The following is a 13,163-nucleotide window of genomic DNA, read 5'->3' as shown; positions in this document are numbered from 1 at the left end:
CTGCACGAGAAGAGCGCAGATTTCGATTACGGAGCTGCGTCCGCACGTCTGGCCGAGGCTGCAGCTCAGCTGCGCACCGTCCAGCAGATCCGCAAGAAGTTTGGCGGTTAATCCGTCAGCCACTTGTTGTGTGATTGATAAAAAAGGGTAGCCTCGGCTACCCTTTTTTCTTTTCCGATTTTTATAACCCGGTCGCAGTTGCTGACCACCCAGGATTGGTAGCCAGTCATGTCTCTCGAAATCGTTATCCTCGCGGCCGGTCAAGGCACTCGTATGCGTTCGGCACTGCCGAAAGTGCTCCACCCGGTTGCCGGCAATTCCATGCTGGGGCATGTTATCCACAGCGCGCGGCAACTTGATCCACAGCGCATCCACGTGGTCATTGGCCACGGAGCCGATGTGGTACGCGAACGCCTGGCAGCCGACGATCTGAATTTCGTGCTGCAGGACAAACAACTGGGCACCGGCCATGCCACCGCCCAGGCTGTGCCGTTCATCACCGCCGATACCGTGCTGATTCTCTACGGCGACGTGCCGCTGATCGAAGTCGAAACCCTGCAGCGTCTGCTCAAGCACGTCGTGCCGGGCCAGATGGGCCTGTTGACCGTTGAGCTGGAAGATCCGACCGGTTACGGCCGTATCGTACGCGATGCGAACGGCAAGGTCGCTGCCATCGTTGAGCACAAAGATGCCAGCGAAGCGCAACGCGCGATCACCGAAGGCAACACCGGCATCCTCGCCGTCCCGGCCAATCGCCTGGCCGACTGGATGAGCCGCCTTTCCAACAACAATGCGCAGGGCGAGTACTACCTTACCGACGTGATCGAAATGGCGGTCAACGACGGGCTGGTGGTGGCCACCGAGCAACCGCACGACGCGATGGAAGTGCAGGGTGCCAACGATCGCAAGCAACTGTCCGAGCTCGAGCGTCACTACCAGTTGCGCGCCGGGCGCCGCCTGATGGCGCAAGGCGTGACTCTGCGTGACCCGGCGCGTTTCGATGTGCGCGGCGAAGTGAGCGTCGGTCGCGATGTGCTGATCGACGTCAACGTGATTCTTGAAGGCAATGTTGTCATCGAAGACGACGTGGTGATCGGCCCGAACTGCGTGATCAAGGACAGTACCCTGCGCAAAGGCGTAGTGATCAAGGCCAACAGCCACATTGAAGGGGCGATTCTCGGTGAAGGCAGCGATGCCGGTCCGTTCGCCCGTTTGCGCCCAGGCACCGTGCTTGAAGCGCGCGCGCATGTGGGTAACTTCGTTGAACTGAAAAACGCGCGCATGGGCGAGGGCGCCAAGGCCGGGCACCTGACTTATCTGGGCGACGCCGAAATCGGTGCGCGCACCAATATCGGCGCGGGCACTATCACCTGTAACTACGATGGCGCCAACAAGTGGAAAACCGTGCTGGGTGAGGATGTATTCATCGGCTCCAACAACTCGTTGGTCGCACCTGTGGATATCTCGTCCGGTGCAACTACCGCGGCAGGCTCGACCATCACGCAGAATGTGGATAACGCGCAATTGGCTGTAGGTCGGGCGCGGCAGAAGAATATTGATGGCTGGAAGCGGCCGGAGAAGATCAAGAAGAACTGAGTTATCCACAGCAGACCTAATGTGGGAGCGGGCTTGCTCGCGAATGCGCTGCATCAGACACCCATTCAGTGACTGACACTGCGCATTCGCGAGCCAGCCCGCTCCCACATTCCGTGTTCAAAAAAATCTGCATGCCGCTTGACGATTTATGGCCGATAGGTTTTGATTGCTTCCGTTATCTTTCGGATCGAAACTTAAGCCGCTATGTCGAAACGCAACACACCCCAGCGCCGGCACAACATTCTCGCCTTGCTCAATGAGCAGGGCGAAGTCAGTGTGGATGAACTGGCCAAGCGCTTCGAAACTTCGGAAGTTACGATCCGCAAGGATCTGGCCGCGCTGGAAAGCCATGGCCTGCTGCTGCGCCGCTACGGCGGGGCGATTACCATGCCGCAGGAGTTGGTGGCTGAACCCGGCCACAGCGTTTCGAAATACAAACAGGCGATTGCCCGCGCCGCCGTCACCCGCATCCGCGAGCACGCCCGCATCATCATCGACAGCGGCAGCACCACCGCCGCGATGATTCCCGAACTTGGCCAGCAGCCGGGTCTGGTGGTCATGACCAACTCCCTGCACGTCGCCAACGCTTTGAGTGAACTCGAACACGAGCCGGTGCTGCTGATGACCGGTGGCACCTGGGATCCGCATTCGGAGTCCTTTCAGGGCCAGGTGGCCGAGCAGGTACTACGCTCTTACGACTTCGACCAGCTGTTCATTGGCGCCGATGGCATTGATCTGGTACGCGGCACTACCACGTTCAACGAGTTGCTGGGCCTGAGCCGGGTGATGGCGGACGTGGCACGGGAAGTCATCGTGATGGTCGAGGCCGACAAGATCGGTCGCAAGATTCCTAACCTGGAGCTGCCGTGGAGCAGCGTCCATACCCTCATTACCGATGATCGCCTGCCACAAGAGGCCCGCGATCAGATTCAGGCCCGCGGTATCACTTTGATTTGCGCGGCTGTCAGTCAGGAGAAATAAGCATGTGTGGAATTGTCGGCGCAGTTGCTGAACGTAATATCACCGCCATCTTGCTCGAAGGCCTCAAGCGCCTTGAATACCGCGGCTATGACAGCGCCGGCGTAGCGGTTTTCACCAACGATGAAAAGCTTGAGCGCATGCGGCGTCCGGGCAAGGTCAGCGAACTGGAAGCAGCACTGGCCGCACAGCCGCTGGCAGGCCGTCTCGGTATTGCGCACACCCGTTGGGCCACCCACGGCGCTCCTTGCGAGCGTAACGCGCACCCGCATTTCTCCGGCAATATCGCCGTGGTGCACAACGGCATCATCGAGAACCACGAAGCGCTGCGTGAGCAACTGAAAGCGCTGGGTTACGTGTTCACCTCGGACACCGACACCGAAGTCATCGCGCACCTGCTGCACCAAAAGCTCAAGGATCAGCCTGACCTGACCGTCGCGCTCAAAGCCACGGTCAAGGAACTGCACGGTGCGTACGGTCTGGCGGTGATCAATGCACAACAGCCGGATCATCTGGTGGCTGCTCGCAGTGGCAGCCCGTTGGTGATCGGCCTGGGCCTGGGCGAGAACTTCCTCGCGTCCGACCAGTTGGCGCTGCGCCAGGTCACCGACCGCTTCATGTACCTGGAAGAAGGCGATATCGCCGAAATTCGTCGCGATAGCGTGCAGATCTGGGACGTCAACGGCAACGCCGTCGAGCGCCAGACTGTGCAGTACAGCGATGGTGCCGAAGCTGCCGACAAAGGTGAGTTCCGCCACTACATGCTCAAGGAAATCCATGAGCAACCATCTGTTGTGCAACGCACTCTTGAAGGTCGTCTGAGCCCGAACCAAGTGCTGGTGCAGGCTTTTGGTCCACAGGCCGCCGAGCTGTTCGCCAAAGTGCGCAATGTGCAGATCGTCGCCTGCGGTACCAGCTACCACGCCGGCATGGTTGCGCGTTACTGGCTCGAAGAACTGGCCGGCATTCCGTGCCAGGTCGAAGTCGCCAGCGAATTCCGCTACCGCAAAGTGGTGGTGCAGCCGGACACCCTGTTCGTGACCATCTCGCAGTCCGGGGAAACCGCCGATACCCTGGCCGCGCTGCGTAACGCCAAAGAGCTGGGCTTCCTCGCCAGCCTGGCAATCTGCAACGTCGGCATCAGCTCGCTGGTGCGTGAGTCCGACCTGACCCTGCTGACCCAGGCCGGTCGCGAAATCGGCGTCGCCTCGACCAAGGCGTTCACCACGCAACTGGTCGGCCTGCTGCTGCTGACCCTGTCCCTGGGGCAGGTGCGCGGCACCCTGAGCAAGGACGTCGAAGCCACGCTGGTGGAAGAACTGCGTCGCCTGCCGGCTCGTCTGGGCGAAGCGCTGGCGATGGACAGTACGGTGGAAAAGATCGCCGAACTGTTCGCCGAAAAAAACCACACCCTGTTCCTCGGCCGTGGCGCGCAATTCCCGGTGGCGATGGAAGGTGCCTTGAAGCTCAAGGAAATCTCCTACATCCACGCCGAAGCCTACCCGGCCGGCGAGCTGAAACACGGTCCGCTGGCGCTTGTGGATAACGACATGCCGGTGGTCACCGTGGCGCCGAACAACGAGCTGCTGGAGAAACTCAAGTCCAACCTGCAGGAAGTCCGTGCCCGTGGCGGCGAACTGATTGTGTTTGCCGACGAGAAAGCCGGGATGACCAACGGCGAAGGCACCCACGTGGTGCAGATGCCGCACATCCACGACATCCTCTCGCCGATCCTCTACACCATCCCGCTGCAGTTGCTGTCGTACTACGTCGCCGTGCTCAAGGGCACCGACGTCGACCAGCCGCGCAACCTGGCGAAGTCGGTGACGGTGGAGTAAGTCGTCCAAAAGGCTGACTCATTGAAGCTTGTGTCATGTGATGCACAAGAACAGCCCTCCGTTTCGACGGGGGGCTTTTTCTTTTCCGCTATTCGTCTGGCGGTATTTCATGCCGCCGGGTTACCCGATTAAATTCGCCGACCCCCCGTGTACACGGGGTTGCATCGGGGGTATGCGCTGGATGCATTAAAAGTATTCCTTGAAGACATTGGCTGTGAACTGCGAATTATGAAAGATTGATTGCAGTTTTAAGTCAGTGACGCGGAAGGAATCGTGGTGTTTGATTTAGCAAATGGACTTGGCTGCACGGATTTTGGCTGCACGCGTTTATTATCGAGCGCTGATCCCCAATCGGCGCGGTCGGCTTTTTTTCTCTTGCCGTTATTCTCCCGTGTCTCTAACGCACAACAGCGCCTCGAGTTTGTATGTTTGAGGCATGAATGATCGTCGACCAGCAAATAAATATATTAAAGCTGACACTGTCTGCTGGCCTGATGTCAATCAACCAGGACGAATTGACGGTTCATGCGAGTAAGTTGCTTAAAACCATCGACAAGACGTGGTTGATTGAACATCAGGATCAAGTGTTGCGGTCTGTGCACAACAGCAGAATGATGTCGTTCATGGACAGGCTGTTGCCGTTTATCGAAGACTGTCGACTGTCCAAGTTTGTCGAGTTGTATAACGCGCTGATCGCGGTGACTGCCATCAGGCGCTCGCTACTGGAACCGGTATTTGCAGCACTCGCCGAGCGGCATATTGACGTCATGCCGTACAAGGGGATTGATTTTTTTTACAACTATAAATGTTCTGCGCCGCATCGGTTTTTCTCGGACATTGATTTGATCATCAAACGAGAACAACTGGTGGGTGCTGCTGCAGTGTTTAATCGGCTTGGTTTTGTTCAGGGGGACATCCGCAAGGATCGCTTATCCGTGGATGGACGCTCGCTGTCCATGCGGCCATGGCCATCGCTTGACGCGCAGGGGTTGGCCTGGGTTGAGCAGAGCCTCAAGCCATTTGTAATCGTTAACAAGGCTGAACAATTAAGGCCCCATGAAAAGATACTTGCGGAGTACACCGTCATCTTTCAATCGGGACACCCGATGGTCGTCGCCTATATTGATCTTGAGTGGTCAGTCTTGCCGGGAATCGCTGAGCGCGACGTCTGGCGTCGCACCAGAGTTGCCAAAGTAGGTGATGGTACTTATTCAGGTCTGTGTCCAGAACTCTATCTGTGCTCGCTGTTTAACCGAGTCTTTGCCGACTCAAGCGCTTTCGAGGCAGCAGTTGTATATCCGTTTACCGATGCCGTAAGGCTGGTGGTCGCGGGCGGCCTCGATTGGGATTACCTGTGGGAGTTGGCGCAACGCTATTTCCTCGTAATGGTTGTGTCTGAAGGCCTGCTCGAAGTAGCTGCCATCGCCCCGTCTGCGGTGCCGGCAGAGGTCGTGCAGCGCTGTCACGTCCATCAGCAAAAGCATCGGTCATCGTATGAATCGGCGCCGCTTAAAGGATTAAGGTTTATCAATAGCGCTTTTTTGATTGGTACTTGAAAGAGTGTATTCAATAACAAGGATGAGGCTGAAATGCGGATCAACACGCCGAGGCGGAGCAGCGGAAGACTTTGCGTGATAGGGGGGACCGGGCATGTCGGACAGTCTTTGATGTCTTTGCTGGCCGCCTGTCATGAATGGGACGTAGTGTTTTATGTGGAGAAGCATGAGCAAGCCTGTCGTCTGGAGTGCAGTTTTCAGGATCATCTGATCCAGAATTGGCAGATATCCTTTGACCCGACTTCAATTGCCCAGTGCGATACCGTCCTGTTCATTGCCGGTAGCAAAACTTCCGCGACGAGTAACAAGAACGACTTGTACGCCACCAACAAGCTGATTCTCAGTCGTTACCTTGATCTGTTGCACGGCAAAAACAATATTCTGGTAACGAATCCCTGCACGCAGCTAGGTTGGTATGTCGAGTCCGCGGTTGACGCCTTTACCATCGGTATCGGAGTGCAGAATGACTATAACCGTCTTAATTATCAAAAGCCGGATGTCGATTATATTTTGGGTGCGCACAATATTCAGGAGCAGGTTTTTTATGATGCTCAAGGCGTTCGCGTATTTGATGGCTTCTGTAATACCCACTTGTATCAGAGTCATCGTGAAACGCAGGATCGTTATGTCGGGGACCGTCTGTTCGAGTTACTGAGAGATGAACTGCATCAGGATGAGTACTTCAAGTGGTGGAAAATGCAGCGTTACCACTCAGTCGCCAATCATTCCAGTTATTCCTGCGCACGCGCCATTATTCAGGTACTTAATTATATTTCAGGGGCGCGCGAAGAAAAAATTCATGGAGAGATCCGCGTGACTCTGGACTCGGGCGAGAGCGTATTTGTTGGTGTGCCGATTGCCAATGACAAGCTTTACTGTTCGTCGGGGGTACTTGAGTCATTTTTAAATAACAAGGAAGCGTACTTTGACAAATACAGACTCTCGTGAATTTAACTTGAATTACTATGGTTTGGTTGATCTCCAGATACGTTGTACTGGCGAGCGCGATACTGAACGCTTCAATCAAATTTTTTTGGACTATCTTTCGCCCTTCTTGCGTGTTCAGGCACCCGCGAGCGTTGCGCATTACACCATCGTGTTGCGTCAGGGAGAATTTGATCCGGTCGGGCCGGATTGGCAGCCCATGACATTTTTGCTGGACGATGCCGTCACGGATTTTCGTTTCGGCGTTGAAAAGCATTACTCGCCGACCCGACGGGATATTTTCAATCCGTTGAACGGAACGCTGTTCAGTCTTTCCGGTTCGCAGATCGAGATTGTTTATGTCACTGAAGAGGCCCTGGTCAAGGATGTTCAACGGGTCATCAAGCAATTGTTGATCACTGAAATCGAAAATGCCGGTGGTGCCGTATTGCACGCTTCGGCGTTTTCCCTGCGAGGCCGGGCTATCTGTTATGTCGGGGAGAAGGGGCAAGGGAAGACCACTTGCCTGCTGGAATCGTTAAAAGCCGAAGGCGCCAGGTTCATCACCAATGATCGTTTGCCGATCGTGCCGATTGGCGGGAAATTTCATGTTTTAGGCTGGTTCGAGGAACTGCGACTGGTCCAACCATCCGGTGGCAAGAAAAAGAAACTGAGGGTGCTGGAACTGTGTAATTCGCAACAGATAGAGACGCAGCCGGTGCCCCCTGAACTCATCGTATTACCCGATTGCCTGGGTAAGGTAGAGGACGCAAAGAACGCTCGGGAGATCGTTGAGGGGCAGTTGCTGACACCCGTCGATCCGCAGCGCCCGAAATGGCTCGGGTACTCCAGATCACTCGATTTCGACCCAAATTCCCTATTCGATGCGCTGCCTTTGAAACGTCTCGAGTGGACGTACAAGGAGCACGACGCGCTGTTCGGCAAGATTCAGGAGGCCGTGACCAGTGTATGACCTTGTCCTGATCGCCGGGCCCTGCAGGAGCGGGACTACTTTTGTCTTCAATGCTTTATCGCACGGGGACTTTACGGGTGTTTTCCAACCGTTGAAACATCAGATCCGCTGTGCCCTCAGCGGCCATTCGAGTGAGATGAAACTGGAACAATATGCCGGTCATCGCGTGGTTGTAAAAGAAGCCTTTGGGCCTTACCGCCTGGAGGAAGCCGATTACGATCCGGTGCAGAAAACGATCGAGCTGTTCCAGGCGGAGAAGGTTCTGCTGGTGCTTGTATTACGTTCGCCGCAGGAATGTCTGGCGTCCTGGGAGAAAGCGTTCCATTCGGACAGTCCGGTCAGCGATCAGGTGTTCAACCAGGCTTATCTGAACACATTGCGGTTGCAGCAGAAGTACGCCGGGCAGGTCGATGTTGAAACGCTGATACTCGAGCAGCAACAACATTTCACTCGCACGCTTGAAGACATTCGGACGCGGATCGGTGCGTCGGATCCAGGTCAAGGTTATCGCAATTATGTGAAACACCGGGATCCGCCCGGCTATGAAGTTCACGGGCTGTTGGATAAGGCGCTGAAAGGTAAAGACTACAACGCTGCTTATGTCTCGACCGATAAAGCCACTGTGGATGTGTCACGAATAGCCCTGGCACTGCAGTGCTATGGCGAAGCCACACGCAATCTGAAACTGCCGAGTGAGAGCCATCATGGGTTTTGAAGTGTTGAACAGGCTTTTTCCCGAGCGCCGTAGCGGAATTCGTAAGGACGAACTGTTTATTTTTGCCGGCCCCTGCGTTGTCGAAAACGAATCGGTCACTTTGCGAATTGCCGAAACGCTCGCCGATATTCGTCAGGCCTGCGAAATCGATATCGTATTCAAAGCCAGTTTCGTCAAGGCCAACCGAACTTCCGTCAACAGTTTTACCGGGCTCGCGCTCGATCAGTCGCTGAACATCCTGCAGAAGGTCAAAACACAGTTCGGGTTGAAGATTCTGAGCGATGTACACGAGTACACCGATCTTGATGAAATCGCCGATGTCGTTGATGTCCTGCAGACCCCGGCGTTTCTCGTAAGGCAAACGGAGTTTCTGAAGAAAGTCGCGGCCGCTGGTAAACCGATAAACATCAAAAAAGGTCAGTTTCTCAGTCCGGGCGAGATGCTCAGCGTCGTCGACAAGGTGCTGTCTTTCGGTAACAGCGATTTGCTGGTGTGTGAGCGTGGCAGTTCGTTTGGCTACAACTATCTCGTCAACGATTTTCGTGGGATGCAGCAGTTGATGAGTGCCGGGCAGCCGTTGGTATTCGATGCAACGCATTCGGTTCAACGCCCTGGTGCCTTGGGTGACAGCTCTGGAGGTGATGGCCGATATGCCCCCCGACTGGCCAAGGCGGCAGTGGCCCTGGGGGTAGACGGGGTCTTTCTGGAAACGCACCCGGATCCAGCCTCGGCGTTGAGTGATGGTCCGAACATGATCCCCTTGTCGATCATCAAACAGTTGCTGGGTGAGCTGAAAGAACTCCATCAGGTGGTCAAAGGGCAGTCTGCCTACGCCTGATACAAGACGCTTCCCATCCCGTCATTCATACCTTTATCAGCAACAAGGAGCGCGCTGTGGATTGGCAAAGCTGGCATGAGAATTACCGGAGTTTTTCTCCGTTGCAACTTCGTCTGGAGGAGGTCTGCCAGCAGGTTACCGAAGCAATCAACGCGGTTGCACCGTCACGGGTGCAGGTATTGAGCCTTTGCGCAGGCGATGGACGCGATCTGCTCAAGGCATTGCAATCGGGGCATACGAGCAAAGAAGTGGATGCCACGTTGATCGAACTGGATCCGGGTCTGGTTGAACAGGGGCGCAAGGCGTTCGCTGAACACGGCTTGAGTGATTCTGTGCAGTTCCGCTGTGCAGATGCGACGTCGTTTGCCACCTATCAGGGCTTGCCCAAGGCTGACATCGTCATGGTTTGCGGAGTCTTCGGCAATGTACGGGGCCCGCACGTGCAACAGCTGATTTTTTCGCTGAAGGCTTTTTGCCGTCAGGGGGCGCGGGTTATCTGGACACGAAGTCTCAATGAGTTTGACGACGGCGAAACAGCGGCACAGGAAATAAGAGGCTGGTTTGCGCAGGCCGGTTTTCAGGAGACGGTTTTTACCCGTACCCCGGAAGGTACTTTTGCCGTAAGCAGTGTCGCGTATGGCGCAGAGCAGACGCCATTGCCATCCACCGGCCGGATGTTCGAATTTTCCGCGTTCTGGGAAGTGCACTGATGGTCGTCTGCGCGGTACCTGAACCTCACAGGCTCTGGTACCTCTCAGGCGCAATATCGCGGGTTTTGATCGAAGCGCGATAGCAATCGACGATGCGTGCAGGGACAGAAAACTGCAGCGGTGGGCTGGCATTTTATGATTGCGTTTATGCTGTTTTCGGCTCAGTTCCTAGTGGTCGGCAACCTGTTGATTATGCCGGTGCTGCTGTTGGGGGTTCAGGAAGAACTTGCCTTGAATGCCTGGTCGACGGGGCTTTTGTTGGCGGCGTTTCCAGCGATGGCGTTTGTCAGCAACCTGTTTGTTGGCCGGGTCATTGACCGGATCGGTCGGCCGCTGAGTGTGCTGACGGGGTTGTTTACGGCTGCCGGGTGCTTCCTGATGATGTGTATGGCAACCAATGGCACGGTTGCGATTGTGTCGCGAGCGCTGACCGGTCTGTGCATGCCATTGATTGGCGCGAGCCTCTATGCGGTTATTGCTGATGTCTACTGCGCCAGATCGCGGATTCGAATCACCTCGCTGGTGAGTACGGCCGCCTCCCTGGCGGGACTGATTATCTTGCCGATAGGCGCCTGGTTTTCCATTCCATCGAAATGGCAGTACGTATTTCTGACCTTTTCCATCGCGTGCTTGTGCCTCGGTTTGATCTGCTATTTTGCCTACTACCGCCAGTACGCCAGCAACCGGTTGAGCGGTGCGACCGGCAGACAAGGCGCTGTACGGCTATATCAAGAGGATGCGGCGCTGCGAAGTTATGCCCTGTGGTACTGGTTTCAGGGGTTTGCCTATTTCGCGTTGATGTCCTGGATACCCGCCTGTTTTCAGCGACTTTTGGGGGGCGGGCAGTCCAGCGTCGTGCTATTTGTTGGCGGCTTGGGCGCGGTTCTGGGAGCAGGGTGTCTGGCGATGGTAGCGGGCAAACGGGCTGGATTTTTTCATATTCTGCTCGGGGTCAGCGGTATGGCTGTTTTGAGTCTGCCCGCTTCTGTGCAGGAACTATGGGCAGTCTCGGCGGCATGGTTTATCTATAACGCCTGTCGGCAATTGTTATCCGCCCATATCCTGTCAGGCGCGAACGCTCGCTGTGGCAACGCTGACCGTGGGGTGTTGAATGCAACGATGAGTGTGGGCTATCAGGCGGTCGGAGCCGCCGCTGCATTTCTGACGGCACAAGTGCCGTTTGCGCCGTACTCACTGTCCATAATCTGTATCGTTGTCACCCTGACGATCTTGCCTGGCTTTTACTTCTACAGAACTCTGGGCCGTGCGGACGCGCTGTGAGGTGTCGTCGGGTTGCATCCCATAGGGTCGCCATTTCGATGGCGATTTTTTTAGCCGCTCCGAGGTGATGATGGATCGCTTCCAGGAAATGCACATCTTCGCCACCGTTGCTCAGGAGCAAGGTTTCTCCGCGGCCGCGCGACGCCTGGGGTTATCGGCGGCGAGCGTGACACGTGCGGTGGCGGCGCTGGAGCAGCGCATCGGTACACAGTTGCTGATTCGCACGACGCGCACTGTGCACCTCAGTGAGGCCGGGCAGCGTTATCTGGAAGACTGTCGGAGAATTCTCGCCGAGGTGCAGGAAGCCGAGGATTCGGCGGCCGGCAGTCACGCCCAGCCCCGTGGGCAATTGACGGTGACCGCGCCAGTGTTGTTCGGCGAGCTGTTCGTCACGCCGTTGATGGTCGGGTATTTGACGCAATACCCGGACGTTTCGATCAATGCGCTGCTGGTCGATCGGGTGGTGAGCATGGTCGAGGAGGGCATTGATGTCGCGGTGCGCATCGGTGACTTGCCGGACAGCAATCAGCACGCGATCCGTGTCGGCGAGGTGCGGCGGGTGATCTGTGCTTCGCCGGCCTATCTGGCCCGGCAAGGTCGGCCCGAGCATCCGCAAGCTCTGGCCGGCGCGCCGGTGGTGGCGACTTCATCCATCGGTCAGCTACGCAGTTGGCCGTTTATGGATCAGGGCGAAGCCATCAGTGTGCGGCCCGAACCGAGACTGGTGGTCACCGCCAATCAGGCAGCGATTGCCGCGGCCTGCCTGGGGTTGGGGCTGACGCGGGTATTGTCCTATCAGGTCGCCGGCAAGGTGGCATCCGGTGAACTGGAAATTGTTCTCGCCGACTTCGAACTGCCGCCGCTGCCGATCCATGTGGTGTATCAGGGCGGGCGCAAGGCGCCGGCGCGGGTGCGCAGTTTTGTCGACTATGCGGTGAAGGTGTTGCGTGAGCATCCGGCGCTGCAGAACGGGGCGTTATTTCATCAGGTGAAATAATCGTTTGCGATTGCTGGTGATTCTGTTGCTTTGGGGATAGGTGGAAGATGGCTTCCACGGCGCTGCCATCCCGAAACGGCGCCACCTCCCGCGGAGCCGACCATGCAAGCGATCAAACTCTACAACTTCCCACGCTCCGGCCACGCCCACCGGGTGGAGCTGATGCTGTCCCTGCTGCAACTGCCGACTGAACTGATCCTGGTCGATCTGGCCAAGGGGGAGCACAAGCAGGCGCCGTATCTGGCGATCAACAGTTTCGGTCAGGTGCCGGCGATCGACGACGGCGGTGTGGTGCTGGCCGATTCCAATGCGATTCTGGTTTATCTGGCGCTCAAGTACGGCCAGGGCCGGTGGCTGCCGACCGATCCGCTGGGCGCTGCGCGGGTCCAGCGCTGGTTGTCGGTGGCGGCGGGTCCAATCGCTTTTGGGCCGGCGGCAGCGCGTCTGGTCACGGTATTTGGCGCACAAATGAACGCGGAAGAACTCATCACCCGCGCGCACAACCTGCTCAAGGTGATGGAGCTGGAACTGGGCAAGACCGCCTATCTGGCCGGCAGTGAGCCGACCATCGCCGACGTTTCCGCCTATAGCTACATTGCCCATGCGCCGGAAGGCAACGTGTCGCTGGACGATTACGCCAATGTGCGTGCGTGGCTGGCGCGAGTCGAAGCCTTGCCCGGTTTTGTCGGCATGCCGCGTACCGTGGCCGGTCTGCAAAAGACTGCCTGAGAACCAGGCCCGCTCTGATCAAGTTATC

Annotated in this window: 12 protein-coding genes and 1 pseudogene; all 13 read left to right on the top strand. The window is 56.7% G+C overall.

The features are described from left to right. Nucleotides 1–111, top strand: a pseudogene (locus tag ACIOUG_RS07185) (F0F1 ATP synthase subunit epsilon); the annotation flags it as partial. 117 nt (nt 112–228) lie between these two features. Next, the gene (glmU, locus tag ACIOUG_RS07180; RefSeq protein WP_401063800.1) at nt 229–1,596 is read left to right on the top strand and encodes a bifunctional UDP-N-acetylglucosamine diphosphorylase/glucosamine-1-phosphate N-acetyltransferase GlmU; all 1,368 of its coding nucleotides are present in this window, start codon (nt 229–231) and stop codon (nt 1,594–1,596) included. Nucleotides 1,597–1,800: 204 nt separating this feature from the next. Further along, the gene (locus ACIOUG_RS07175) at nt 1,801–2,577 is read left to right on the top strand and encodes a DeoR/GlpR family DNA-binding transcription regulator (RefSeq protein ID WP_401063798.1); all 777 of its coding nucleotides are present in this window, start codon (nt 1,801–1,803) and stop codon (nt 2,575–2,577) included. 2 nt (nt 2,578–2,579) lie between these two features. Continuing rightward, the gene (gene glmS / locus ACIOUG_RS07170; RefSeq protein WP_401063795.1) at nt 2,580–4,412 is read left to right on the top strand and encodes a glutamine--fructose-6-phosphate transaminase (isomerizing); all 1,833 of its coding nucleotides are present in this window, start codon (nt 2,580–2,582) and stop codon (nt 4,410–4,412) included. Between the two features lie 440 nt (nt 4,413–4,852). Further along, on the top strand, nt 4,853–5,968 hold the full coding sequence (locus tag ACIOUG_RS07165; protein ID WP_401063792.1) for a nucleotidyltransferase family protein: 1,116 nt from the start codon (nt 4,853–4,855) through the stop codon (nt 5,966–5,968). Between the two features lie 111 nt (nt 5,969–6,079). After that, on the top strand, nt 6,080–6,916 hold the full coding sequence (locus ACIOUG_RS07160) for a hypothetical protein (RefSeq protein ID WP_401063789.1): 837 nt from the start codon (nt 6,080–6,082) through the stop codon (nt 6,914–6,916). A gap of 7 nt (nt 6,917–6,923) precedes the next feature. Then, nucleotides 6,924–7,865 carry a hypothetical protein gene (locus ACIOUG_RS07155; protein WP_401063786.1) on the top strand — a complete coding sequence of 314 codons (942 nt, stop codon included), beginning with the start codon at nt 6,924–6,926 and terminating at the stop codon, nt 7,863–7,865. Next, a complete protein-coding gene (locus ACIOUG_RS07150; protein WP_401063783.1) occupies nt 7,858–8,580 on the top strand; it encodes a sulfotransferase family protein in 723 nt (240 codons plus the stop codon). The genes ACIOUG_RS07155 and ACIOUG_RS07150 overlap by 8 nt, the downstream gene beginning before the upstream one ends. Further along, nucleotides 8,570–9,418 (top strand): 3-deoxy-8-phosphooctulonate synthase, encoded by an 849-nt coding sequence (gene kdsA / locus ACIOUG_RS07145; RefSeq protein WP_401063781.1) that lies wholly within the window; start codon nt 8,570–8,572, stop codon nt 9,416–9,418. The genes ACIOUG_RS07150 and kdsA overlap by 11 nt, the downstream gene beginning before the upstream one ends. A 56-nt stretch (nt 9,419–9,474) precedes the next feature. Continuing rightward, nucleotides 9,475–10,128 carry a class I SAM-dependent methyltransferase gene (locus tag ACIOUG_RS07140; RefSeq protein ID WP_401063779.1) on the top strand — a complete coding sequence of 218 codons (654 nt, stop codon included), beginning with the start codon at nt 9,475–9,477 and terminating at the stop codon, nt 10,126–10,128. Nucleotides 10,129–10,224: 96 nt separating this feature from the next. Further along, entirely contained in the window at nt 10,225–11,409 is a 1,185-nt protein-coding gene (locus tag ACIOUG_RS07135) for an MFS transporter (protein WP_401063777.1), read from the top strand. A 70-nt stretch (nt 11,410–11,479) separates the two neighbouring features. Beyond that, complete coding sequence (locus tag ACIOUG_RS07130) at nt 11,480–12,406, top strand: LysR family transcriptional regulator (protein ID WP_401063774.1); 927 nt, start codon at nt 11,480–11,482, stop codon at nt 12,404–12,406. 102 nt (nt 12,407–12,508) lie between these two features. Next, entirely contained in the window at nt 12,509–13,135 is a 627-nt protein-coding gene (locus ACIOUG_RS07125) for a glutathione S-transferase family protein (protein ID WP_401063771.1), read from the top strand. Nucleotides 13,136–13,163: the final 28 nt, after the last annotated feature.

The organism is Pseudomonas sp. NPDC087803, assembly GCF_044742995.1.
In the GTDB taxonomy this organism is placed as follows: Bacteria; Pseudomonadota; Gammaproteobacteria; order Pseudomonadales; family Pseudomonadaceae; genus Aquipseudomonas.
The sequence above is the reverse complement of the archived record's forward strand: the minus strand, read 5'-3'. Positions and strand labels throughout refer to the sequence as shown.